We start from the raw sequence: 25,699 nt of genomic DNA on the forward strand, positions 1-25,699 counted from the left end.
AATTAATGCCTCTTTTTTTTAGATATACCATACAGTATAATTTTTTTCTATATTAGCTGTATCCAATCTGAACTATTATGTCTACCAAAGCCGAAAGAACTACTAAATATATCGTAGAAACAGTTGCTCCAATTTTTAACAAACATGGCTATGTGGGCACAAGTATGAGCCACCTGACTGAAGCGACCGGCCTAACAAAAGGGGCTATTTACGGTAATTTTGAAAATAAAGAAGCTTTGGCCTTGGCTTCTTTTGAGCACAACAGAAATATTCTACTTCTAAAAATTGAAGAGCTTTTGGCTATAAAGGGCAATGCCTTAGACAAAATTCATTCTCTAATTAGTTTTTATAGACAATATGATGTTTTTACTCTTTCCATGGGTGGTTGTCCAATTTTAAATATAGGGGTTGATGCCCAGCATAATAATACTTTATTAGCAGCAGCCAACAAAGAGACTATAAAGGAAATTGAAGGGAAAATTGCACTGGTTATAGAAAACGGAATTAATTCAAATGAACTAAAAATAGCTGTTCCGCCACTACAATTCGCAAAACAGTTATATACTATTTTACAAGGTGCTGTTGCTATGGGAACAATGACTCGTGACAGAAAATACTTAATGAATACTATGGCCTATTTAGAGCAACTCATAGACCGTGAAATAAAAAAATAATTATTCTCCTCTTACTCTAAAAATCCAAAGTGCTTCATTGTATCTTCCATTAAAATTGCTATCTCTAGCTGCTCGAGCTTCTTCTATAGTATCAAATCTTTCTAAGTAGACATAATTGTATCCATTTAAACTTCTTAAGAATGATTTAGGTTTTAAACCTTGTGCTTGCAAAGTAGTCATGAAGTTTTCAAAATATTTTTGAGTACCAAAGACATTTGCAATTAAATAAAAGCCGGGTTCAAGGCCGTCTGAGGTTACTACTTCTTCATATTTTTCGTTAGGTTGTATTTCAACCTCTTGTTCTCTTTGAACTCGAGCAATACTATCTAGTCGATTTTGTTCTTTAACCGCCGCAAGTTCAATCTTTCGAGCTTTATTTAGCGAATCTTGCCTAGCCTCAGCTATTAGTCTTTCTTTTTCTAAACGTTGACGCTCACGTTCCTCTTGTGCGAGTCTTCTGCGCTCTTCAACTTCATCCATACGTTCCTCAACAGATTTCTTTTCTTTTTTCTCCTTTGCGGCAAAAGTCTGTTTTCCAAAATAATATGAAGCAACAATTTCAAACGTGGGGTCCTCAGCGCTAATCGTATTATCTAATCCGAATTCAACGAGGGCTCCGATTGAAAATTTTTCAAAAAGTGTAGCCCCTGCCCCACCAGAAACTCCATAAAAACTATTATACCCGCCTTGAACCCAAAATTTAGGGTTAGAGAATAAAGCGGTTAGACCGTATTGAGTATCTTCATTTGGTACGGCTCTAACATAAGCCAAGGGTCTCAAATAACTTACCTCGTCAAGCAAAAAAATAGGAAATCTATTACCTATAGAAGCAGAAAAAATTCTTGATGTCTCACCCCTTTCGTTATCTGAAAAATTATAGTCTAATGCATTTTCAATAGTCATGGCCATATCAAAATCTTTAACCTGAATTCGAAGACCAGGGGCAAATTCTGCAATAAAACTATTTTCTGTGGAAAGCTGGGCAATATCTACTTGATCACCGTTAATTAAACGATCATCCGCTAACTTTTGATTGTAGAAATTAATATTTGTTCCAAAAATTAAATTGGACTCCTCTCCAAGTGAAATAGCATAAGCATAGTTTAAAATACCTCCAGTATTTAAAAATAAACCCGTGTTATGTTGAAAAAAACCAATCCCTGCTGAAGATTGGGCGTCAATTTTTTGAGTATAATTAACGAATAGTGTGGTGGGGTCTGCATCCACAGTTTGCCATTGCCAACGCGACCATAATGATAAAGATCTAGGCTGATTTCTATCAAAAGAGAATGTAGGATTGAACAAACTCGAATTGAATTGAGTCAAGTTATGCTGTCTTAAGTCTTCAGGTAAACTACTTTCTTGTGCAAAAGAATAAATAGTGAAAAGAAAGATGATTACGATTTTGAGAAACCTACCCATGGAACTAATTGAAAATTTAGTGCTATTTTTAACTTAATTCAATTTTTTAAATATGACTATGAATAGCCCTTCAGCAAAAATAAATTACGTAAAATATTTGAGTTGTTTACTACTTCTAGTGGGATTTTTAAGCTGTAAACAAGAGGCTAAAGATAAAGAAATTAGTAAAGAACCAATAGTATCTACTTTTTATTTAATTAGGCATGCAGAAAAAGACACTAGTAACCCCAACAATGTAGATCCTGAATTAATTCAGGATGGGCTTGATCGCGCTATCAGATGGGCTGAAGTATTTGATCCTATTTCTTTAGACGCAATTTATTCTACCAATTACGAACGAACCCTAATGACAGCTGCGCCCACATCTGTTAAAAAGAATATAGATGTACAATATTATGACCCAAGAGACATTGATATTCAAGCCCTAATGGCGGACAATGAAGGCAAAAGTGTTTTAATAGTAGGTCATAGTAATACAACTCCAAATTTGACAAATCAGCTTTTAGGTTATGAAAAATATGAAGGAATGGAAGAAGATGATAACGCCAGCTTATTTATTGTAAGAATAATCGATAGTACTGCCACAGACATTCGATTAAAAATAAACTAGTTCAAAGCTTCAACTCGTATATTTTTCAATTCAATTTTTGAAAGCAATTCTAATGATTCAGTATTGAACAAACTGTCTATTTCAAAAATATCAACAACCTTGTTATTGGCCTTGTAGTTTTTGTAATCCACAAATCTAATTTTGTTGATATACCTTTCATTATAAGCTTCTCTGAAACGAATTCCTCCACCATCAACATGAAATTCATAGGCTAGAAAATCAGGTTTTAAGGTAATCTTATTTACCCAATATATGTATACATCATCAAAATCTTCACCCCCATCATTCTGATTGAATGTAACCTTTATTTTATAATAATTGTTACCATTTATCATCACCTCACCTATTAGTTCCTTATTGACTGCCGAATCATTTAAGCCATATGGTAAACGTGCAAAATAGTGAACAGAATTAACGGAATTAGCATATCTATTTGAAATAGAATCTGAAAGAATTAATAAACTATCATTAAAAAAACGTTGAAAACTATTATGCGCTTTAATATCAGTGATTACCAAAGAGTCCGTGGTAGTAATCCTCTTTAATAATTTTTTTCCATCAATTTGGTCGGAAATGTAATGTATATCTCTAAAGTCAAACGAAACAGTACTATTCTTATAATGGATACCTCCACTAACTTCAATAGTTTTATCAATAATCTGCTGTGCATCTAATTCTTTCTTATTCGCTTTTTTACATGAGCTCACCAATAGTATTAAAAGAATCAAGAATGTCTTTTTCATTATAATAGTTTTAACCATAATCGTAAAAAGCTATAAATCATTACATTTTTAGCAATTAAACTTATTTTTGCACTCGATGCAGAAAAATATCAACATAAAAAATAAGCGCGCCAAGTTCGATTATGAAATCTTGGATAAATATACAGCAGGAATTGTTCTGGGCGGCACTGAAATTAAATCAATAAGACTTGGTAAAGCCTCAATATCTCAAAGTTTTTGCGAATTCAACGAGGCTGGTGAACTATTTGTAATAAATATGCAAATTGATGAATACACATATGGTGGGCATTACAATCATCAACCCAAGGCACAAAGAAAACTCTTACTTAATAAAAGAGAGCTGAAAAAACTACAAAAAGAAGTTACTGCTTCCGGTTTGACAATAGTTCCGTTAAATCTTTTTTTAAATGAAAGAGGGCTAGCTAAAATTAATGTTGGCCTTGCTAAAGGAAAGAAAAACTATGATAAAAGAGAATCAATTAAAGACCGTGATAACAAACGAGATTTATCACGTATAAAAAAGAACTTCAATACTTAGTTTTTAAATTGATCTTACTTTGCCTAATTCCTTCATTGAAGTTAACTTCAATTAGCATACACATTTGTATTCTTAAATGTATCTATGACTATAAAGCGACTAAGATGAATGACAACTAACTTCATCAAATATTAAAAATTCCCAATTTTCTACATATTTAACAAAGAGACAACATTTATAAAAAGAGAATTTAGTTAATCTTGGATTTAATAAAACTATTCATGAAAGTTAAACTACTCTTTTGTTTTATTTTTTTTATGGTATTTCAAAACCATCTTTTCTCTCAAATTAAAGGAAAAGTAACGGATAAAGATGGTACTCCATTACCATTTGTTAACATCTATTTTGAAGGAACAATCAATGGCACCACTACAAATGATAATGGGATTTATGAATTAGAATTAAACGATTCTCTTGATGTTACTATTGTTTACAAATACCTTGGATATACAACTAAAAAAATAACTCCATCTATAGCTCAACTACCTTTTATCTTAGATGTTGTTCTTCAAGAAGAAACATTACAACTTAATGAAGTCGCTGTTACTGCTAAAGAAAATCCGGCAATTAGAGTAATTAAGAATGCGATTAAGCAACGAGCAGAAAACCGAAAGAAACTTGAAGATTTTACAGCTGATTTTTACTCTAAAGGGTTGATTCGCATTAAAGATGCTCCAAAGAAGATTTTAGGCCAAGATTTAGGGGATTATGGTGGTGGCTTAGATTCAACTCGTTCAGGTATTATTTATTTGTCAGAGACAATTTCTAAAATTGCTAAATCTAAAAATGAATTTAAAGAAAAGATTGTTGCTTCAAAAGTTAGTGGTGATGATAATGGCTTTAGTTTTAATAATGCTTCGGATGTGAACTTTTCGTTTTATGGCAATACCGTTGAGTTTGGCAACCAACTTATTTCCCCTATCGCTGATAATGCTTTTAACTATTATCGCTATCGCCTTATTGGAACTTTTTACGACGATCATAATAATTTAATTAATCAAATTAAGGTTATCCCTAAAAGGTCAAAAGACCGTGTTTTTACAGGTGATATTTACATTGTAGAAAATAAGTGGTCAATTTATGCGGCCGATTTTAAAGTAACGGGGCTTCAAACACAAATATTACCTGCAGACACCATTTCTTTAACACAAGACTTTATTTATTCAAAGGTTGATGACACTTATTTAAAAGTACTTCAAAGCATTGATTTTCAGTATGGAATATTTGGTTTTAAAGGAAATGGTCGTTTTACCGCAGGGTATAAAAACTATAAACTTAATCCTGAATTTGAAAAAAAGGATTTCACAAATGAAGTACTCTCCTTTGCCGATAATGCAAATAAAAAAGATTCTCTTTATTGGAATAAGGTACGCGCGGTGCCGCTTACATTAGAAGAACAGAATGATTATCAAATAAAAGACAGTTTGGAGGTTATAAGAAAATCTCAAAAATATTTAGACTCAGTTGATGCCGTTGGTAATAAATTAAATTTGGGCTCATTATTATTTGGCTACACCTACAGTAACACTTTTAAAGAAAAGTTCTTTACCCTAACCACACCATTCGCTAACACACAATTTAATACAGTACAAGGGTGGAATGGAGGTTTTGGTTTTGATTATTTAAAATTAAATAAAGAAAAAGGAACTCGACTAAACCTTGCAACCTCTTTCAATTATGGTCTTTCGGAAAAACGATTTAGGCCTAAGGGTTCCTTATCATATCGTTTTAATAATTTCTCAAGGCCATTTTTGAGTTTTAGTGCAGGTAGTGAAGCCAAACAATTTAATAACACCAACCCTATTACACCATTTGGCAATACCTTTGTTTCTCTTCTTTTTGAAAAAAACTTTGCAAAATTCTACGAACGTAATTTTTCAGAAGTATTTTACTCTCAAGAGATTACTAATGGTATCTACGCTTTCTTAAACTTAGGTTTCGAAGATAGACAAGCTTTATTCAATACTACAGACTATGTCTTATTTGGTAGTGACAACAGTGAGTATACCTCAAATAATCCTTTAAACCCAGACGACTTTGAGAATTCTGCTGTCGAAGCTCATAATATTTTTAAGTTCTCATTTACAACCAGAATTCGGTTTAATCAAAAATATTTGAATTACCCCGATGGAAAATTTAATTATTCAGAAGATAGGTATCCGACTTTATTGTTAGGCTATGAAAAGGGGTTTGCTAGCAATACCTCTTCAAATAATTTTGATCAATTCAAAATTAGACTTTATCAAAATTTTGATGTTGCCAATAAAGGGCGATTTGCTTATAATTTTCGTGCGGGGACCTTTTTAAATGGGGAAAATATATCATTTATTGATTATCAACATTTTAATGGAAATAGAACAAGAATTACAAGAGGCAATTATTTAAACTCGTTTTTTTTGTTACCCTATTATAATTTTAGCACAAACAAAAACTATTTTGAAGGACATTTAGAACATAACTTTAAAGGCTTTATAATGCAAAAAATACCGTTGTTAAATAAGCTTAACGCTCACCTCATTCTAAGTGGTAAAATACTAGCAACAACTGCAAACCAACCTTATTCAGAATTTGGAATTGCATTAGGTAATTTAGGTTGGAATAAATTTAGATTTTTAAGATTTGGATATGTTCAAAGGCATTTTAACGGAATTACTGAAAATGGAATTAATGTAGGCTTACAATTTTAATTTTTATTCTCTAATAAAGGCACAAATCTAAAATTTCCCAATTCCTTTTTTTCAAATTCCTTTTCAGATTTTCTAATAAAGAGGGTCATTATTTGATCTTCTATTCCAACTGGGATTACCAACCTACCTCCAATACTTAGCTGAGCTAAAAGAGGTTTAGGTACCTCAGGTGCACCTGCTGTTACGATAATCCGTTCAAAAGGAGCTTCGTCTGGCAAACCCTTATAGCCATCACCAAACACAAGCTTTCTTGGTCTGTAGCCCATCTTTCCAAAGAACAATTTTGTTTTTTTGAATAACTCTTGTTGACGCTCGATGGTGTAAACCTTTGTCCTTAAAGTCAATAACACTGCTGTCTGATAACCACTTCCTGTGCCAATCTCTAATATTTTTTGACCTGGTGAAACCTGTAATAATTCTGTTTGAAAGGCAACTGTATAGGGCTGAGAAATTGTTTGATCCGCACCAATAGGAAAAGCTTTGTCTTGATAAGCATGTGCTTCAAAACTACTATCTAAAAATAGGTGCCTTGGTACTTCGCGAATAGCATCTAATACTTTTTCATCGATTATACCTTTGTTTGCGAGCACTTCTGCTAAGTTATTTCGCATTCCCCTATGTTTTATTGTATCTCGCATAATTTAGTTTGGCTTACTAAATTAAAAAGTTCTTAGTGAACTTCGAGTATCGATAGAAGCATTTTCTGTTGTTATTCCTATTTTTGAAGAAATAACAAAGACTATGTTAAAAGTTGGTGTTTTAGGTGCTGGTCATTTGGGTAAAATCCATCTGCGTTTATTAAATCAATCCGCTAAATATGAACTTATCGGTTTTTATGATCCGGATGAAATAAATGCTAAAAAAGTAGCGGATGAGTTTGGATATACCTCTTACGAAAACATTAATGCATTAATTGATGCTGTTGATGTTATTGATATAGTCACCCCTACTCTTTCTCATTATAATTGCGCTAAAAAAGCTATTGAAAAAGGGAAACATATTTTTATAGAAAAGCCAATCACGAATACACTTGAAGAAGCTGAAGAATTAATAGAATTAGAATCAAAATTTAAGGTAAAAGGTCAGGTTGGTCATGTAGAGCGTTTTAATCCTGCATTTATTGCTGTTAACGATAGTATTCAAAACCCAATGTTTATTGAAACGCATCGCTTGGCAGAATTTAATCCAAGAGGGACTGATGTGCCGGTTGTTTTAGATTTAATGATACATGATATTGACGCTATTTTAAGTGTCGTACATTCAGAAGTAAAGTTGATTAATGCAAGTGGAGTTTCTGTCATTAGTAAGTCACCGGACATAGCCAATGCCAGAATTGAATTCGAAAATGGCTGTGTTGCCAACTTAACGGCTAGTAGAATTTCTTTGAAAAATATGCGCAAGTCTCGTTTTTTTCAGAAAGATGCCTACATCTCTGTTGATTTTTTAGAGAAAAAAGTAGAAGTAGTAAAAATGAAAGATGCTCCAGAAGTTCTTGGTGATTTTGATATGATTCTGCAAAATGCTGAGGGTATTAAAAAACAGATTTACTTTGAAAACCCTGAAGTTGAAGCTAATAATGCAATTTTAGATGAATTAGAAACATTTGCTGATGCAATAAATAATAATACGACACCTATTGTCTCACTAAATCAGGGTACAGCAGCGCTTAGAGTTGCTTTACAAATCATTGAAGCATTTGAAAATTAAAAACCATGAATATAATTGCTGTAATCGGAGCAGGTACTATGGGTAATGGTATAGCTCATGTTTTTGCCCAAAACGGATACAAAGTTCATCTCATTGATATTGCTCAAGACTCATTAGATAAAGGGATAGCGACAATTACTAAGAATCTTGATAGAATGCTGTCTAAAGGACGTATTACAACGGAGAATAAAAAAACTACTCTTAATAATATTTCCACGTTTACATTATTAAAAGAAGGTGTTAATAATGTTGATTTAGTTGTTGAAGCTGCAACAGAGAATTTAGATATAAAACTAAATATTTTTAGAGAGCTCGATGAAGTATGCGCTTATAAAACAATTTTAGCCTCAAATACTTCTTCAATTTCTATAACTCAAATAGGAGCCGTTACCAATAGACCTGAAAAGGTCATTGGAATGCACTTTATGAATCCAGTACCTATAATGAAATTGGTAGAAATTATTAGGGGATATAGCACTTCCGATGAAGTTACTAATTCAATTATGGAGCTTTCGAAAAAGCTTGGCAAAACTCCCACAGAGGTTAACGATTACCCTGGCTTTGTGGCCAATCGTATTTTAATGCCAATGATTAATGAGGCAATTGAAACTTTATATAACAAAGTTGCAGGGGTTGAAGAAATCGATACTGTTATGAAATTAGGAATGGCCCACCCAATGGGACCATTACAACTTGCCGATTTTATAGGTTTAGATGTTTGTCTTTCTATTCTGAAAGTGATGTATGATGGTTTTAAAAATCCAAAATATGCTCCTTGTCCTTTACTTGTAAATATGGTGATGGCCGGTAAATTAGGTGTTAAATCGGATGAAGGTTTTTACGATTATTCGGCTTCAAAGAAAGCTGAAAAAGTCGCCGCACAATTTAACTAGTATGGCAATAGTAAAACCATTTAAAGCTATACGGCCAACAAAAGATAAAGTTGCCTATGTTGCATCTAAGTCTTATGAAGAGTATGATAAAAATGAGCTCAATAGCATTTTAGAATACAATCCATTTTCCTTCTTACATATCATTAATCCTGGTTTTAAATTTCATAAAAATATTTCAGGTAAAGAACGTTTTAAACTAGTTCAGAACAGATACCTGGAATTTTTAGAAGATGCTGTATTTGAAAAAGATGAGACTCCTTGTTTCTACCTATATCAATTAAGTAAAAATAGTTTTAAAAGTTTAGGCCTTTTTTGTGCAACTAGTGTAACTGATTACAATAATGATATCATCAAAAAACATGAAGACACTCTTGAAGAAAGAGAAGTACTTTTTTCTGAATATTTGAATACTGTAGGGTTTAATGCGGAACCTGTATTAATGACTTATAAAGATGATGATGAAATTTCTAATATTCTAGAAATTGAAATTACAAAAGTTGCAGTCTATGATTTTACCACTACGGATAAAGTAAGACATAAACTTTGGAAAATTTCGAACATTGATACTATTGAAAAATTACAGAAATTATTTGGTGATGTAAATGCCCTTTATATTGCAGATGGGCACCATAGAAGTGCATCGTCTGCCTTACTGGCTGAAAGGTCCAAAGAAAAAAATACTAAGCATGGTGGTCAAGAAGCTTATAATTTCTTTATGAGCTATTTAATACCTGAATCTGAAATTAAAATTTTTGAGTTCAATCGAATGGTAAAAGACTTAAACGGGCTTTCAAAAGAAGCATTTTTAATAGCTTTAGATACGCTTTATAGAATTGAAAAAAGAAATGATGGCATATACAAACCTGAGAAAAAACATCATTTTAGCATGTATTTAGATGGAGAATTTTATTCTCTTTATTTGAGAAAAAAGGTTTATGAATTTACCGACCCTTTGAGTGCCTTAGATACACAAATTCTTTATAAAACAATTTTAGAACCTATATTGGGTATTCAAGATTTAAGAAATGATAAAAGAATAGCATATGGTTATGGTAAATACAATCATATTAAAATGAAAGATCATATTGATGAAGGCCATTTTAAAGTAGGTTTTAGTTTGGTACCTATTTGTATTGAAGAAATAAAAGCAATTGCAGATGCGGGCTTAGTGATGCCGCCCAAAAGCACTTATATTGAACCCAAATTAAGAAGTGGACTTGCTATCTACGAAATATAAAACATAGATAAGAATGGCTATTGCAACAAATCTTAAAAATATAAAGGAGACCATCCCTGAAGGTGTAACACTTGTTGCGGTTTCAAAAACCAAACCAACCGAATCTATTTTGGAAGCCTATGAATTTGGACAAAGAATTTTTGGCGAAAATAAAGTCCAAGAAATGACCAAAAAATGGGAAGTCTTGCCTAAAGATATTGAGTGGCATATGATTGGCCATGTTCAGCGTAATAAAGTAAAATATATGGCTGAATACGTAAGTCTAATACATGGGGTTGATAGTTTAAAACTATTAAAGGAAATTGACAAACAAGCAAAAAAAAATAATCGTGTAATCTCCTGTCTTTTACAAATTCATATAGCTAATGAGGAAAGTAAATTTGGTTTTGATGAGAAAGAACTTCTACACTTATTGGAATCTGAAGAATTTAAATCTTTAGAAAATATAAAAATTGTTGGTCTTATGGGCATGGCCACCTTCACCCAAGACATAAATCAAATTAGAAAAGAATTTAAAAATTTAAAATTACTTTTCGACACTACCGTGAGTATGCTTTCAGATGTAAAAGTATTGTCAATGGGTATGAGCGGAGATTATCAAATAGCCATTGAAGAAGGTAGTACTATGGTGCGTATCGGAAGTAGTATCTTTGGAGCTAGAAATTATTCATAAAATTCAGGAGTAGATTGATGTATGCCATTTTAGATATTGAGAGTACCGGCGGTAAATACAATGAAGAGGGTATCATGGAAATTTCAATCTATCGCTTCGATGGTCAAGATGTTGTAGATAAGTTTGCTGGTTTAATTAACCCTGAAAGAGATATACAACCCTTTGTTGTTAAATTAACTGGCATCAATAATTCGATGTTGAAAAGTGCTCCTAAATTTCATGAGGTTGCCAAAAGAATTATTGAAATCACAGAAGGTGCTACGCTGGTTGCTCATAACGCACAATTCGATTATCGTATTTTAAGAACTGAATTTAGAAGACTAGGGTACGATTTTCAGCGCAAAACTTTATGCACCGTGGAACTCTCTAAACAACTAATACCCGATGCAGAGTCTCACAGTCTTGGAAAACTAGTCAGATCATTAGGCATTGCAGTAAGTGATAGACATAGAGCAGACGGTGACGCACAAGCCACTCTTAAATTATTTAAACTTTTATTGATTAAAGACTCAGATAAATCCATAATTAAAACTGTAATAAGAGAAGAAACTTTAGGAGAACTTTCGACACGACAATTAGATATGGTGGAGGAATTACCAACTGAAACTGGAGTTTATTATTTGCATAACAAAGACGGAGAAATTATTTTTTTGGGTAAAACCAAAAACATGAAAAAAAGAGTCAATCAACATTTTACTAATGTTGGTGATTTAGCAAGAAAATTACAAAAAGAAACTAAAAAAGTAACCTATCAAGAAACTGGTAGTGAATTAATTGCGCTATTAAAAGAGTATCACGAAATCAAAAAAACAAATCCCAAATACAATCAAAAGATAAGAAAAAAAGGGTTTTCATTTGGGCTTTATTTAACTAAGGATAACAATGGGGCTCTAAAATTTGAAACGGAAAAAGTTAATGTTCAATTCACTCGATTAAGTAGTTTCACAAGTGCCAAAAGCAGTGCTTTATTTTTATCAAAATTAGAAGAAGAGTTTGGCCTTGATAGTATTGAATCATTAGAAGACAATTCAGAAACTGTTGAAACTATATTTAACAAATATAGCCTTGATAACCGTAATATTGCTTTAGTTGACAAAGGAAGATCCATTGGAGAACAGAGTGTCATTCTTATAAAAGAAGGACACCTAAAAGGCTTCGGATATGTTGAACTTAACCACCAACTAAATAATATTCATATATTAGAAACATTGATTACGCCAATAGAAGGTGATTCAAATTCAACTTTAATCATGGAATCATACCTTCGTAAAAAGAATAGAATTAAGATTTTAGAATTAAATCCATCTACTTGAGAGAAGAAGTACATTCTGGTTGGAAACATCGTCTTCATGAAATTATTTATGAAGCAGACACTCCCCTAGGGCGTTTTTTTGATATTGCGCTCGTATTTCTGATAATTGTGAGTGTCGTATTAGTAATGCTTGAAAGTGTGAAAGAAGTTGATCAAAACTATCACGATTTACTATTAACCTTAGAATGGGTTGTCACCATTTTTTTTACAGTTGAATACTTTGCACGAATTATTAGCTTAAAAAAGCCATTTAAGTATATTTTTAGCTTTTACGGTATTATTGATTTTGTATCTACCATACCATTATATCTATCATATCTTTTTGCAGGGTCCCAAGTTTTATTAGCTGTAAGAGCTTTTCGATTACTTCGAATATTTAGAATATTAAAATTGGTAAAGTTTTTAGGTGAAGCTTCACAACTAAAAGCGGCATTAAAAGCTAGTAGAGCCAAGATTGCAGTATTCATTTATGTGGTTTTGATTTTATCAGTTATAATGGGTACCATAATGTACTTAATAGAGAGTGATGAGGCTGGTTTTACAAGCATACCACGAAGTATTTATTGGACAATCGTAACCCTAACCACTGTAGGTTATGGTGATATTGCGCCTCAAACAAATCTTGGACAGTTTATAGCTACAATCATTATGGTTCTAGGGTATGGTATTATTGCAGTGCCAACGGGTATTGTAACTGTAGAATTTTCACGTCATGGAAAAAACAATAAAGGAAGAAGCGTTGTTCATAGTAACACGCAGGCCTGTCCATCGTGCTCAGCGGAAGGTCATCGTGACAATGCTAAGCATTGTTATAGTTGCGGATATCACCTATGATTACTAAAACCCTCATTGCCGTAATTGGACCTACAGCTATTGGCAAAACAGACTTAGCCATTCGCCTTGCAAATCATTTTCAAACCGAAATTCTCTCGGCTGATTCTCGTCAATTTTATAAAGAAATGACTATTGGCACAGCTGTCCCTTCTCATAGGGAGCTAAAGATAGCACATCATCATTTCATACAACACAAAAGCATATTTGACACCTACTCAGTTGGAGATTTTGAAAAAGAAGCTATTTTAAAACTAGATCATATTTTTAAAGAAAAGAACATTGCTATACTTGTTGGTGGTAGTGGTCTTTATATTGATGCTGTGGTTAAGGGTTTAGATAGTTTTCCGCCAGTACCTATCCAAATTCGTGAAGAACTCATACAACTCGAAAAAGAAAAAGGTCTTTCGTATTTACAGAACGAATTGAAAAAAAAGGACCCATTCTATTTCAAGCAAGTCGATATTGAAAATCCGCACCGAGTTATTCGAGCCTTAGAAATTTGTAGAGTATCTGGACAACCATATTCCAGTTTTTTAAATCAAAAAAGAAAAGAACGTATTTTTAGAACAATTTATGTAGGAATTAAAGCTGAACGAGAACTTATTTATGAGAGAATTAATAGACGTGTTGATGTGATGATGGAAAATGGATTATTGAACGAAGCTAAAGATTTATATAAGCACAAAAGTTTAAACGCTCTTCAGACTGTTGGTTACAAAGAACTTTTTGCTTTTTTTGATGGTAAAGAAGATTTAAATTTTGCTGTAGAAGAAATTAAAAAAAATACAAGGCGATTTGCAAAACGTCAATTAACATGGAATCGAAAGAATAATGAAATTATTTGGACCGATTTTGACGAAGATATCTCAACATTAATAAATAAAATAAAAAGGAATAAACTAAAGCAATGAATAAACCAATTTTTATTGTAATGGGTGTTTCTGGCACTGGCAAAACTACAATTGGCCAGCTTTTAAGCAAATCTTATGATGTGCCTTTTTTTGATGGCGATGATTATCATCCTAAAGAGAATATTGTGAAAATGAGCTCGGGTGAAGCTCTTGATGATAATGATAGACAGGGTTGGTTAGAAAGTTTAAACAAACTAGCCATTGAACAAGCAAAATCAGGGGCAATAATAGCCTGTTCAGCATTAAAAGAAAAATATCGCCTAATTCTACAAAATAATATAGAGGAACAAATGGTGTTCGTGTATCTCAAAGGCACTTTTGAACAAGTGAAAAGGCGATTAGAACAACGTAAAGGTCACTTTATGTCTTCTGTACTACTACAATCACAATTTGATACCTTAGAAGAGCCAATTGATGCAATAGTTGTTTCAATACAGGCAACTCCGCAAGACATTGTAGCAAAGATAAAAGACCAGTATAAACTCAATTAATTAAATCTTATTTAAACAAAAAAACGCTTCAATACAATTGAAGCGTTTTTAAAACCTTGTTTATGACTTTAGACCGAAGTTTCACCTTCAGTTTTAACCACTAATCTAAAGCCTTCACCGTGAATATTAAGAATTTCAACGACGTCGTCTTTCTTTAAATATTTTCTCAACTTAGCAATATAAACATCCATACTACGAGAGGTAAAATAATTATCATCTCTCCATATTTTAGTTAGGGCTAATTCTCTAGGCATTAAATCATTTTCATGTAAAGCCAATAAACGTAACAATTCATTTTCTTTTGGAGAAAGCTTAATAGGTTCTTCTTCTAAATATTTAAGAAAACGCAACTTAGAATTTAAATGGAAATTTCCGATTTTAAATTCGAATTGTTTACTATCTGCAAGAGTATTTGATGCTTTTCGCTGCATGAGTGCCTTTAATTTCATTAAAAGAACCTCAGAGTCGAATGGTTTATTCAAATAATCATCTGCTCCAGCCTTATAACCTTTCAAAACATCTTCTTTCATTGTTTTGGCGGTTAAAAAGATAATAGGAACATTCTCGTTCTTTTCTCTAATCTCCTTAGCTAAAGTAAAACCATCTTTATAAGGCATCATTACATCAAGAATACAAACATCATAGTTGTCTTTCTTAAATTTCTCGAAGCCTTCCATTCCATTCTTAGCAAGAACAACATCGAAATCATTCATTTGTAAGTAATCTTTAAGTACGATTCCAAAATTTGGATCGTCTTCTACTAAAAGTATTTTTTTGTTTTCTAATTCCATAATTTTTTAAATTAAAGGCAGCTTAATGTAAAAAGTACTTCCTTTTCCTTTTTCACTTTCAACATATACCTCACCTTGGTGATCATCCACTATTTTTTTAACGTAGGCCAGGCCTAAACCATGACCTTTTACATTATGTATATTACCAGTATGCTCCCGATAAAACTTCTCGAAGACCTTTTTAAGCACAGCCTTACTCATTCCAGCACCTTGATCTTGTACTTTAATAATAATATTATTTTTTGCCAGCTCTGTAAAAACATCAATTTTTGGTGCTTCCGGCGAATACTTTACTGCATTATCTAAAATATTCACAATTACATTGGTAAAATGCATCTCATTTGCCAGAACTTCTGATCTAGATGCATCTAAATGCGTATTAATATAACCACCTCTATCTTCAACAATAAGTTCTACGTGTGCTGTTGCATCATTAATAATGTCGTGAGCATCCACCCTATCCTTACTAATATCTAATTGGTTTTTTTCAAGCTTAGAAATCCGTAAAACATTCTCTACCTGAGCGTGCATACGTTTATTTTCATCTCTAATCATCCCCAAGTATCGTAAAACCTTTTCCCTATCTTCTAAAGATTTAGGATTTCTTATTGCCTCAACTGCTAAATTTATTGTGGCTATTGGCGTTTTGAACTCATGGGTCATATTATTAATGAAATCTGATTTGATTTCAGAAATTTGCTTTTGTTGTATTAATTGATAAATAGCACTAGAATAGGCTACAACTATTACCAATGTAAATAACAAAGACAAAATTGCCATTGTCATGATACTACTCAATAAAAATTTCTTCTTACTTGGAAAGGTCATCAATAAAGCAAAATCCGTTTTACCTTCACTATCTCTAAAAATTGGAGTTTCATAAAGCGTGTTATTAGTAAACTTGAATCGTTTTGATTTTACTTTCGTTGGAAAACCACGACTGTATAGACCGTACTCATAATCAATGTTTATACCTCTATTTTTAAGCTCACGATCTAACAAAAGTTCTAACTCTTGTTTTGACACCCTTTTATGAATCGGATTTTGTTTGGCCATTTCCATAAATAAATCGTCAAATTGGGCTTTTTGCATAGCAGAAAGGTTTCCAAGTTTTTCAATCTTTTGAATAGGTGTTAGCGCATAACGTTGTCCATCTAGACCATAATCTTCTTTAAAAATTGTAGTCGTACGTTTACTAGTGAAATTTTTTATTGTGGTAATATCATCACCACTATCATTGTCAAAGAACATTGAGGAGATACCGTAATCTTCCTCTAAAATACCATGCTGATAAAACTTTAGTTCATCAGAATTCAAATCCCGGTCAACAAAAAAGATATTACTTATTTGTGATGACTTTGGACTACCAACACTATCTACTAAAGCGGCAATACGATCGGAATATTCTTTTCGCTCCCTACTTTCAACTCGCTCTGCAACCTTATCCAAAACATCTTCAACCGCATTTGAAAATTGCTCCTTTTTATCATCGACCGATTTCTGTATCCAATACACTTGAACTGAAATGATTCCGATAAGTGAGAGACTCATCAAAATGACTAGAAGAACAAATCGCTTCTTGTTCATTAAAGTAAAATTAGAAATTTAACATTTAGCCCATTTACCGTTTAACCTAACCTTAACAAAAATGTTAAAATATTGAGCCTAAGTGGACTTACTACGTAGTTGATTATGAATTTTATACACTTGTTGATGTGTGTATTCTAAATCGAGGTTTTCAACAACAAAATCACTTAATTCAATTTTATCGGAATCATCCAATTGATGAGACATTCGTTCTAGAACTTTAATTTCTTGAACACCATCTCTTTCCATAACACGTCGTATTCTCTCCTTTTTTGGAGCCGTTACCAAAATAACTACATCATAATAATCTTGACTACTATTCTCAAAAATCAATGCGGTTTCTTGAATAACATATTCAGAATTTTGTTTAGTTGTCCATTCCAAAAAATGATTCTTCACAGCCGGATGAACAATTTCGTTTAACCTTTGAAGTAAGTCTGGATTTTTGAAAACTTTACTCGAAATATAGTTTTTGTTTAACTTTTTATGCTCAAAAGCTTTTTTACCAAAAAGCCGAACGAGCTCATTTTTTAATGATAGGGACGAGGTCATTAAATTCTTTGCCTCCTTATCAGAATTATAAACAGGAACACCTAATGATTCAAAGATTTTGGCAACTGTACTTTTACCGCTGCCAATCCCACCTGTAAGTCCAACTATTTTCATAACTTCTCTAAAACGAATTCAATCTGGTTATTCAATAATTGTACCGCATAAATATTTTCTGGAGATTTTGAAACTTCTATGAGGAGTTGACTTTTTGTTTTATCAATATTTGAACAATCAACAACAACCTCAAAATCATCATTAGAAATATCTTTCAAGGTATCTATACTTGCCTTACATACTAAACCAACTTGATTGGGAAACATTCTAATTCGAAAGCCAACAGGCACATTTTTGGCTTCAATACTTATAGTATATTCCTTTTCAGAAAAACGTACTACTTTACCAGATACTTTAACTGAATTTGTTGAGATTTCTCCGTTCACCAAACCATCCGGTATGACAATGCCTACTGATTTTGAAAAATCTTCTTTGAGTTCATTAAAAATTAATTGTTCGGTCTTAATTTTAGTAATGGATTTGACTTCATTTGAAGGTCCTTTTAAAACAATAATATTTGGCTCAATTTTCAAATCCCCTTCTAAAAGATGATTCTGCGCTAATTCAATGGAGACATCAGGTTCAATAGGCACTTCTTTTTTGATGACTTGATATAAATCAATAAAAACCTGTTGTTCTTCAAACTCAATAATTGAAATTGTATTGGACAATTGTTTTTCAAATTGTGGTTTAATTGTATTTGCAGACATATAATAACGTCCATTGGAAAAAGAAACATTATTTAAATCAATCTTCAGCTTTTTAGGACTGATGCCATAACTTAAAAACTGAAATCCACTGGTTCTAAGTTTTGTATTCACAAATTGTTTCTCAGCAGTATTTAGTAGTAAGGTGTCAGGAAAATTTATGTAATCAATTTCAAAAGCTGCTCGTGACTCGTACGATTCTGATAACTTACTTAACGACCATGCCAAAAAAGAACATATCAAAAAAAGTAAAAAGACCTTTACTTTCCGCTGATTTAAGTTTGTGACTAACTTTTTTAACACGACTATTATTTTGAGAAGAATAAATTAGGAAATAACTCTTCGGCAGGTTTTCTGTTAAAGTTAAGCAAGATGGTTGACTTTAAAAAACCAACGCCGTAGCCTAAAAACTGAATGCAGACGGCATATATTGATAATAAAGCAATTTTTAAGTTCTTATTTTTGATAAATGAATCTATAAAAAGAACTAAAAAGTATAGTCCGTAACAAATAATAAGTTGAGTAAAACCAAATGCGGATAATATTATACTCATGACAAAACCAACTAAAAAGATTGTTGGAAACCAATAAGTCATTTTTTTAGTCTCAGGGTGCCATTTGTTCAAAATTGGTCGTACAGAACCAAACTTATTAACCTGTTTGTAGAACTTACTCCAATCTATTCGTCTTTTATGATAAACATAAGCCTTAGAAAATAATCTGGTTGAATAACCAGCTTGCCAAATTCTAAATGTTAAATCGGGATCTTCACCAGGATGTATATTACCAAAACCATTGGTTTTTTCAAATATCTCTTTGGAGAGACCTAGATTAAAACTTCTTGGCTGAAATTTATTCAAAGATTTCTTATTTCCACGAATTCCTCCAGTCGTTATCAACGAGGTCATTGCATAATTAATACTCTTTTGTACATCACTAAAGGAGGCATGAGCGTTATCTGGACCTCCAAAACAATGAACAAACTCACTTGTCAACTCTTTTTCTACTTCGATTAAATACTCAGGTGGTATGATACAATCAGAGTCAAGAATAAGGAAATAATCACCTTTTGCTCGTCGCATACCATAATTACGAGAATCTCCAGGCCCAGAATTTTCTTTGAAGTAATAAGAAATCTGAAGCTTCTCTTTGTAATCGAGAACCACTTCTTTAGAACTTTGTGCAGAACCATCTTCAACCAAAACCACCTCAAAAGGTTTATTATATTGCTGTGAAGTCAAACTCTCCAACAATTCTCGAACCTCTTCAGGCCGATTAAAAACTGGTATTACAAATGAAAAAAAAGGTTCCTTCATTACTATAAATACAAAAGCCATCCTGATGAGGATGGCTTAATTATTTTGTGATTAATTTACTCGGTAAACTCGTCAATTACTTCTTGACTTACTCCTGTATTACTGAAGCCTCCATCATGAAATAAATTCTGCATGGTTACTTTTCTGGTCAAATCAGAAAACAAAGAAACTGTATAGTCTGCGCAATCTAAAGCCGTGGCATTGCCCAGTGGGGACATTTTCTCAGCATAAGAAATAAAACCATCAAATCCCTTTACACCCTGACCAGCTGTGGTTGGGGTTGGTGATTGCGAGATGGTATTAACTCTAACCTTTTTTTCTTTACCAAAAAAATAACCAAAACTACGGGCTACGGATTCTAAATAGGCCTTATTATCAGCCATATCATTATAATCAGGAAAAGTTCGTTGGGCAGCCATATAAGTTAATGCTACAATACTACCCCATTCATTCATAGCATCAGCTTTATAGAGTGATTGCATTACTTTATGAAATGATAAAGCAGAAACATCCCAACCTTTTGTTGTAAAGTCATATTTTTCGTCAGTATATGCACGACCTTTTCTAACGTTAACAGACATACCAATTGAGTGCAAAACAAAATCTAGTTTACCTCCAAGTATCTCAGTTGATTTAGCAACTAAATTGGCCAAATCTTCTTCATTTGTTGCATCAGCAGGTATAATTTCTGAACCAGTTTTTTCTGCAAGGGCATTAATCTGCCCCATACGCATTGCTATTGGTGCATTTGTCAAAACAAAGGTTCCACCTTCTTCATGAACACGTTCAGCAGTCTTCCAAGCAATAGAATTTGGGTCTAATGCCCCAAAAATGATTCCTCTTTTACCTTTTAATAAATTATAAGCCATTTAATATAGTGTTGGTTTCTATGACAAAGATATTTAAATTTAGTCACCTTTATTAATTATTGTAATAACTGTCGAGCATGTGCTAACGCAGAATCAGAAAGATTTTTACCACCTAACATTTCAGCTAATTCGTTCACTCTCTCATCATTTGTAAGCTTTCGCATGTCTGTTCTGGTTGATTCACCGGTTTCTTCCTTAAACACCTTAAATTGTGAAGCGCCTTTTGACGCCACTTGCGGTAGGTGCGTAATTGAAAAAACCTGCATGCTACTTCCCATTTTTTGCATTATATCTCCCATTTTAGAAGATATTTCTCCGGATACTCCAGTATCAATTTCATCAAACATCAATGTAGGTAATTGCTCATAATTAGCTAAAACAGACTTGATTGTCAACATAATGCGTGATAATTCACCGCCTGACGCAACTTTCTTTAACTCCCCATAATCATAACCTTTATTTGCAGAAAATAAAAAGATAAGATTATCCTTTCCATTTACTTTAAAACTTTCTGTGGGTTCTATTTCTATTTTAAAGCTAGCAGAAGGCATTCCTAAATTGCTTAGACTGTTTGTTAAGAGCTCTTTTAGTTGTGGAATTACTCTATTTCTATTACTATGAATAGCAGATGCCAACTTGTTCAAATCAATGGTTACACTAGCTAGTAAATTTTCTTTCTCTTTAATTTTTGCATCAATATTTAAAGAACTATCAACCTTTTCTGATAATTCAATTTTAATTTCTTCAAGTTCGATAACCGTGGAAACTTGATGTTTTTTAAATAAATCATGTAATAACTGTAGTTGACCATTCACCTCTTCTAAGCGATTTGGATTAGCTTCAACATCTTCTTGCAGACTTTCTAGTTCTGAAGCAATATCAGTCAATTCAATTGCTATTGATTGTACTCTTTCATTAAGACTGGTAAATTGTTTACCATAATCACTCAGCTTTTGTGAAGCCTGTTGTAAAATAGTAGAACTGCTCAATAAACCTATTTGTTCATCATTCAAAATTTTACCGCTTTGAGAGAGTAACTCTATAATACGTTCTACATTCGAAAGTTGATCATATTCTTCTTCAAGTGCTTCTAGAATACCATCTTTTAAAGTTGCTTTTTCTAATTCTTCTAAAAGAAAACTATTATAATCTAACTCTTTAGAAGCATTTCGTTCAAAGTCTCTAAGTTCTTCTAAATCTTTAATAAACCCTTTATATTTAGCTAATATGACGGTATATTTTTCTATTAGCTTTTGATTTTCAGCTAACGCGTCTATAACCCTAAATTGAAAATCATTTTCGGTAAGTCTTAATGTTTGATGCTGAGAATGAATATCTACCAATTGTGCACCTAACCCAGATAAAATATCTAACGTAACTGGTGTGTCATTAACAAAAGCTCTTGATTTACCACTTGGTAAAATCTCTCTCCGTAACCAAGTTGTTGCAGCATAGTCAAGGTCATTAATTTCAAAATAAGATTTCAATCCATAATTTGAAATTGCAAATTCAGCCTCTATAATACATTTTGCTTCTTTATTTTTTAAAGAAGACAAATCAGCTCTTTTTCCTAAAACCAAAGAAAGTCCTCCAAGAAGTATAGACTTTCCTGCACCAGTTTCACCAGTTATTGTCGTAAAACCAGAAGTAAACGAAACATTTAATTCGTCAATTAATGCGTAATTTTTAATGGAAAGGTGCGTAAGCAATGCAATCAATTTAGAATCGCAAAGATATAGGTTCTATTGCTATATCATCAATACTTTATATCATTCCATGTACTGGAATAAAATGGGGCTACTCTATTAAGGCTTTCTTTTAACTTAACTATATCAACTTTTGGACCATCTGAAAATATATTTTGAATTTCTTCAGACTTGGCATCAAAAAATGTTTGAATTAAAAATGCATTTGGACGTCTCTTAATTAAAGTTTCAAATAACCGAATGCTGCCAGCAATAACTTGTTTGCCTGTACTATTATTATCTCCAAGAACATCCATACCTTTTCTATGATAATTATACATGGCAATACGATATTCACGAAAAGTATTTGATAACAAATCATCGACAATATCAAATCGAGTTCTATTATCAGTTACACTTTGACTCCAGCCACTAAAGTTAGTACCTTGAGCTTGAGTAACTATATTTTGGGCTTTCCGATAATATTCGTCACCACCTTGAAGAGAAAAGGTATCTGCGTCTAGACCAAGCATGATATAAACGTAGTAAGAAATAACACCAACTAAATTTGAATCAAAAGAATTCGGGTTATAAACCAAGGGTTCAAATTCTTGATATTGAAAATTAAATGAATTGTCCTTATAATTAAAAACTGGGGTTTCGTATGAAGTATTAAATATTGGTCTGGAAGATTGCAATTGAATGTTGGCTTCAAAACGGTCAGACTCATATTTGGTAACCGTAATGAACATTCTGGCGTTAAGTCTCTCATTCTCCTTATAAACTCTATCCGTCCATTTGTTTTTATTTACAAAATCATTTAATGATCGCTCAAGAGTTTTAAATACTTGTTGATTCGTTTGACCTACTTGATCAGAGTTTACAGTTATAGTCGTGTTCAATTCTTGTGACGCTATAGTCGCAGAAAAAAAGATAAAAATGATAAACGTTAATAACCTATGCATTGCTTAAAGAAATAATTTCTTGCCAAATATCTATTGCTACTTCACTCTTGGTCTTTAAGTCAAACGCATTTACATTTAAATTCTTGTCTATGAAAGTGACTTTATTAGTTCCTTGACCAAAACCTGCTCCCTTATCTTGGAGCGAGTTTAAAACAATAGCGTCCAGATTTTTCTTTTGAAGTTTATTCTTGGCGTTATCTAACTCATTTTCGGTTTCTAGAGCAAAGCCAACTAAAAACTGATTGGTTTTGATCTCACCCATAGATTTTAAAATATCTTTTGTTCTCTCAAGTTCCAGATTTAAATCTCCATCACCTTTTTTCTTTATTTTTTGTTCTGCAACCGTCTTTGGCCTATAATCAGCAACTGCAGCTGCACTAATAACCACATGCATCTTTTCAAAATGAGTATGTACTGCTAAATACATTTCTTCAGCTGAAGTTACTCGTATTAGCGCTATTGTTTTGTTAGCCAGTTCTAAGGTTGTAGGGCCTGTTATTAAAATTACTTCAGCACCCAAATCAGCTGCTCTTTCTGCAAGCTCAAAACCCATAGACCCGGTTGCCCTATTGCCGAGAAACCTGACTGGGTCTATTGCTTCATGCGTAGGACCAGCTGTAATTAAAACCTTTTTTTTAGATAATGGGAGACCAGTTGCCAGATGGTTTTTTAGAAAAGAAACAATATTTTCTGGTTCAGCCATACGTCCTTCACCCTCTAATCCACTGGCAAGTTCCCCTGATTCAGCAGGAATCATAATATTTTTAAAGGTGTTTAGCTTTTCAAAGGATGCTTTAGTGGATGGATGCCTATACATATCTAAGTCCATTGCCGGAGCAAAATAAACAGAACATTTTGCAGATAGATATGTTGCCATCAAGAGATTATCACAAATGCCGTTGGCCATTTTAGATAATGAATTAGCGGTCGCTGGCGCAATTAACATAACATCAGCCCAAAGACCTAACTCAACATGATTATTCCATGAAAGGCTACCGTCATCTTTATTTATAAAATCCATCAATACTGGATTCTTGGAAAGCGTAGCTAATGTGAGTGGAGAAACAAAAGAGCTGGCGCTTTGGGTCATAACAATTTTGACCTCAGCACCAGCTTTTATCAATAAACGAACAAGAAAGGTGGTTTTGTAAGCAGCAATCCCCCCGGTAATACCCAAAAGGATGTTTTTTCCGCTCAACATTTATGCGTCTTTCTCTGTATTTCTATAATATATTTTATCTTCTAACCATTCATGAACGGCAAGCGCATGAGGTTTAGGAAGTTTTTCGTAAAATTTAGAAACCTCTATTTGTTCTTTGTTTTCGAAAACCTCTTCTAAGCTATCGCTATAAGTAGCAAACTCTTCTAATTTTTCTAACAGCTCTTTTTTAATTTCAGAGTTAATTTGAATAGCTCTTTTAGAAGCAATAGAAATTGCTTCATAAATATTGTCAGTCTTTTCATCAAACTCATTTTTGTTATGAGTTACAGTAGATACTGAAGCCTTGGTGTTTTTTAAATCGTTCATATCGTTAGATTACTAATATTATTTTGTTAAGGTCTCTTCAACCTCATTAAGTTCCTTTTTAATTTTGTCATTGAAACTCTCAGCTTTCTTTAAAAACTTTGTTTCAGGATACGATTTCATAAGCGCGTTGTAATACTCTCTTGCCTCTTGGTAACGTTCCGGCTGTCTGCTTGTGATACTATTCTGTGCAAGATTCATTGCCGCCTTCAAACGGTAAAAAAATGCATCTTCACGGTACACTGAACCTGGGTTATCACCAATGAAATTATCTAAAGCTGCTATTGCTGAAACGAGAATAGGGAAATTAAATTCTCCAAGTTTATCGAATTGTTTCGCTATTTCAATTTCCTTTTTTTGCTTTTTAATGGTTAACTCTTGAGCCATCGCATTGGCATCTTCAAAAAATTCTGATTCAGGATAAGTATTAATAAAGTTTTGCAAACGACTTAAAGCTTTATCTGTATCTGTTTGATCTAAAGAATATTTAGGAGATAGTTCATAATAACTTTTGGCTTCTAAATAAACAGCTTCTTGAAGCTTATCACTTTGCGAATAAGACTTGATGAATCTTTCAAATTGATAACCAGCTAGATAATAGTCACCGGATTGAAAATAAGAATTCGCAAAAAAGAACATTACCCTTTCACCTTGAGGCTTTCCAACATACTTTGGAGCTATTTGTTCAAATAAACGCTTCGCACGCTTGTAATCGCCTTCATTATAATACTTTTCAGCTAAATCATATTTCGCCTTTACGTCAGTGTTTTTAAGCACCTTTTGATACTCATTACATGAAACTAAAAAGAAGAGAGAGAATATAACTATTACAAAAAGAGACCTCATTTTCAAAAACATCCTGCAAAATTAGTGATTATCAGTGGATTTCAAAATTATTACAAGAAATAAAATTAGC

26 protein-coding genes are annotated in these 25,699 nt (G+C 32.7%); 12 read left to right on the forward strand and 14 right to left on the reverse strand.

The window, feature by feature from the left end; translation table 11 throughout:
- Window positions 1–77: 77 nt before the first annotated feature.
- The gene (locus RM542_RS08885; RefSeq protein ID WP_311385388.1) at window positions 78–674 is read left to right on the forward strand and encodes a TetR/AcrR family transcriptional regulator; all 597 of its coding nucleotides are present in this window, start codon (window positions 78–80) and stop codon (window positions 672–674) included.
- Here the strand turns inward: RM542_RS08885 and RM542_RS08890 are convergent, their stop codons facing one another.
- Entirely contained in the window at window positions 675–2,096 is a 1,422-nt protein-coding gene (locus tag RM542_RS08890) for a PorP/SprF family type IX secretion system membrane protein (protein ID WP_311385389.1), read from the reverse strand.
- Window positions 2,097–2,154: 58 nt separating this feature from the next.
- Between RM542_RS08890 and RM542_RS08895 the strand changes: the two genes are divergently transcribed.
- Window positions 2,155–2,706 carry a phosphoglycerate mutase family protein gene (locus RM542_RS08895; RefSeq protein WP_311385390.1) on the forward strand — a complete coding sequence of 184 codons (552 nt, stop codon included), beginning with the start codon at window positions 2,155–2,157 and terminating at the stop codon, window positions 2,704–2,706.
- Here RM542_RS08895 and RM542_RS08900 read toward each other — a convergent pair.
- Entirely contained in the window at window positions 2,703–3,449 is a 747-nt protein-coding gene (locus RM542_RS08900; protein WP_311385391.1) for a DUF6503 family protein, read from the reverse strand. The genes RM542_RS08895 and RM542_RS08900 overlap by 4 nt on opposite strands.
- 76 nt (window positions 3,450–3,525) lie before the next feature.
- Between RM542_RS08900 and smpB the strand changes: the two genes are divergently transcribed.
- On the forward strand, window positions 3,526–3,987 hold the full coding sequence (gene smpB / locus RM542_RS08905) for an SsrA-binding protein SmpB (RefSeq protein ID WP_311385392.1): 462 nt from the start codon (window positions 3,526–3,528) through the stop codon (window positions 3,985–3,987).
- A 221-nt stretch (window positions 3,988–4,208) separates the two neighbouring features.
- Window positions 4,209–6,674 carry a DUF5686 and carboxypeptidase regulatory-like domain-containing protein gene (locus RM542_RS08910; protein ID WP_311385393.1) on the forward strand — a complete coding sequence of 822 codons (2,466 nt, stop codon included), beginning with the start codon at window positions 4,209–4,211 and terminating at the stop codon, window positions 6,672–6,674.
- On the opposite strand, the gene RM542_RS08915 is transcribed toward RM542_RS08910, so the two are convergent.
- A complete protein-coding gene (locus tag RM542_RS08915; protein ID WP_311385394.1) occupies window positions 6,671–7,312 on the reverse strand; it encodes a protein-L-isoaspartate(D-aspartate) O-methyltransferase in 642 nt (213 codons plus the stop codon). The genes RM542_RS08910 and RM542_RS08915 overlap by 4 nt on opposite strands.
- A gap of 103 nt (window positions 7,313–7,415) precedes the next feature.
- On the opposite strand from RM542_RS08915, the gene RM542_RS08920 reads away from it, so the two are divergent.
- The 8 genes from RM542_RS08920 to RM542_RS08955 are packed head-to-tail and all read left to right on the forward strand — an operon-like array spanning window position 7,416 to window position 14,732.
- Complete coding sequence (locus RM542_RS08920) at window positions 7,416–8,381, forward strand: Gfo/Idh/MocA family oxidoreductase (protein WP_311385395.1); 966 nt, start codon at window positions 7,416–7,418, stop codon at window positions 8,379–8,381.
- A gap of 5 nt (window positions 8,382–8,386) precedes the next feature.
- Window positions 8,387–9,274, forward strand: coding sequence for a 3-hydroxybutyryl-CoA dehydrogenase (locus tag RM542_RS08925; protein ID WP_311385396.1), 888 nt, complete (start codon window positions 8,387–8,389; stop codon window positions 9,272–9,274).
- A 1-nt stretch (window position 9,275) separates the two neighbouring features.
- On the forward strand, window positions 9,276–10,511 hold the full coding sequence (locus RM542_RS08930) for a DUF1015 domain-containing protein (protein ID WP_311385397.1): 1,236 nt from the start codon (window positions 9,276–9,278) through the stop codon (window positions 10,509–10,511).
- Between the two features lie 13 nt (window positions 10,512–10,524).
- Window positions 10,525–11,184: a YggS family pyridoxal phosphate-dependent enzyme gene (locus RM542_RS08935; protein ID WP_311385398.1), complete on the forward strand. Its 660-nt coding sequence runs from the start codon at window positions 10,525–10,527 to the stop codon at window positions 11,182–11,184.
- 17 nt (window positions 11,185–11,201) lie between these two features.
- Window positions 11,202–12,497 (forward strand): exonuclease domain-containing protein, encoded by a 1,296-nt coding sequence (locus RM542_RS08940; RefSeq protein ID WP_311385399.1) that lies wholly within the window; start codon window positions 11,202–11,204, stop codon window positions 12,495–12,497.
- Window positions 12,494–13,330 carry an ion transporter gene (locus tag RM542_RS08945; protein ID WP_311385400.1) on the forward strand — a complete coding sequence of 279 codons (837 nt, stop codon included), beginning with the start codon at window positions 12,494–12,496 and terminating at the stop codon, window positions 13,328–13,330. Before RM542_RS08940 ends, RM542_RS08945 begins: the two co-directional genes overlap by 4 nt.
- Complete coding sequence (miaA, locus tag RM542_RS08950; protein ID WP_311385401.1) at window positions 13,327–14,241, forward strand: tRNA (adenosine(37)-N6)-dimethylallyltransferase MiaA; 915 nt, start codon at window positions 13,327–13,329, stop codon at window positions 14,239–14,241. Before RM542_RS08945 ends, miaA begins: the two co-directional genes overlap by 4 nt.
- Window positions 14,238–14,732, forward strand: coding sequence for a gluconokinase (locus RM542_RS08955; RefSeq protein ID WP_311385402.1), 495 nt, complete (start codon window positions 14,238–14,240; stop codon window positions 14,730–14,732). The genes miaA and RM542_RS08955 overlap by 4 nt, the downstream gene beginning before the upstream one ends.
- 68 nt (window positions 14,733–14,800) lie before the next feature.
- Here the strand turns inward: RM542_RS08955 and RM542_RS08960 are convergent, their stop codons facing one another.
- The 11 genes from RM542_RS08960 to RM542_RS09010 form a co-directional block, all read right to left on the reverse strand.
- A complete protein-coding gene (locus RM542_RS08960; protein ID WP_311385403.1) occupies window positions 14,801–15,523 on the reverse strand; it encodes a response regulator transcription factor in 723 nt (240 codons plus the stop codon).
- A 6-nt stretch (window positions 15,524–15,529) separates the two neighbouring features.
- Window positions 15,530–17,110 carry a HAMP domain-containing sensor histidine kinase gene (locus tag RM542_RS08965; RefSeq protein WP_311385404.1) on the reverse strand — a complete coding sequence of 527 codons (1,581 nt, stop codon included), beginning with the start codon at window positions 17,108–17,110 and terminating at the stop codon, window positions 15,530–15,532.
- A 78-nt stretch (window positions 17,111–17,188) separates the two neighbouring features.
- Window positions 17,189–17,776 carry a dephospho-CoA kinase gene (gene coaE / locus RM542_RS08970; protein ID WP_311385405.1) on the reverse strand — a complete coding sequence of 196 codons (588 nt, stop codon included), beginning with the start codon at window positions 17,774–17,776 and terminating at the stop codon, window positions 17,189–17,191.
- Entirely contained in the window at window positions 17,773–18,726 is a 954-nt protein-coding gene (locus RM542_RS08975) for a YbbR-like domain-containing protein (protein WP_311385406.1), read from the reverse strand. Before RM542_RS08975 ends, coaE begins: the two co-directional genes overlap by 4 nt.
- A gap of 5 nt (window positions 18,727–18,731) precedes the next feature.
- Window positions 18,732–19,739 (reverse strand): glycosyltransferase, encoded by a 1,008-nt coding sequence (locus RM542_RS08980; RefSeq protein WP_311385407.1) that lies wholly within the window; start codon window positions 19,737–19,739, stop codon window positions 18,732–18,734.
- A 56-nt stretch (window positions 19,740–19,795) separates the two neighbouring features.
- On the reverse strand, window positions 19,796–20,608 hold the full coding sequence (locus RM542_RS08985; RefSeq protein ID WP_311385408.1) for an SDR family oxidoreductase: 813 nt from the start codon (window positions 20,606–20,608) through the stop codon (window positions 19,796–19,798).
- Window positions 20,609–20,664: 56 nt separating this feature from the next.
- Complete coding sequence (gene recN, locus RM542_RS08990) at window positions 20,665–22,317, reverse strand: DNA repair protein RecN (protein ID WP_311385409.1); 1,653 nt, start codon at window positions 22,315–22,317, stop codon at window positions 20,665–20,667.
- A gap of 47 nt (window positions 22,318–22,364) precedes the next feature.
- Window positions 22,365–23,258 (reverse strand): DUF4835 family protein, encoded by an 894-nt coding sequence (locus RM542_RS08995; RefSeq protein WP_311385410.1) that lies wholly within the window; start codon window positions 23,256–23,258, stop codon window positions 22,365–22,367.
- Window positions 23,251–24,459: a bifunctional phosphopantothenoylcysteine decarboxylase/phosphopantothenate--cysteine ligase CoaBC gene (gene coaBC, locus RM542_RS09000; protein WP_311385411.1), complete on the reverse strand. Its 1,209-nt coding sequence runs from the start codon at window positions 24,457–24,459 to the stop codon at window positions 23,251–23,253. Before coaBC ends, RM542_RS08995 begins: the two co-directional genes overlap by 8 nt.
- Entirely contained in the window at window positions 24,460–24,786 is a 327-nt protein-coding gene (locus RM542_RS09005) for a DNA-directed RNA polymerase subunit omega (protein ID WP_311385412.1), read from the reverse strand.
- 18 nt (window positions 24,787–24,804) lie between these two features.
- Window positions 24,805–25,641 (reverse strand): outer membrane protein assembly factor BamD, encoded by an 837-nt coding sequence (locus RM542_RS09010; RefSeq protein ID WP_311385413.1) that lies wholly within the window; start codon window positions 25,639–25,641, stop codon window positions 24,805–24,807.
- Window positions 25,642–25,699 lie beyond the last annotated feature (58 nt).

The sequence above is a fragment of the Croceitalea sp. P059 genome, assembly GCF_031846365.1.
Lineage (GTDB): Bacteria > Bacteroidota > Bacteroidia > Flavobacteriales > Flavobacteriaceae > Croceitalea > Croceitalea vernalis.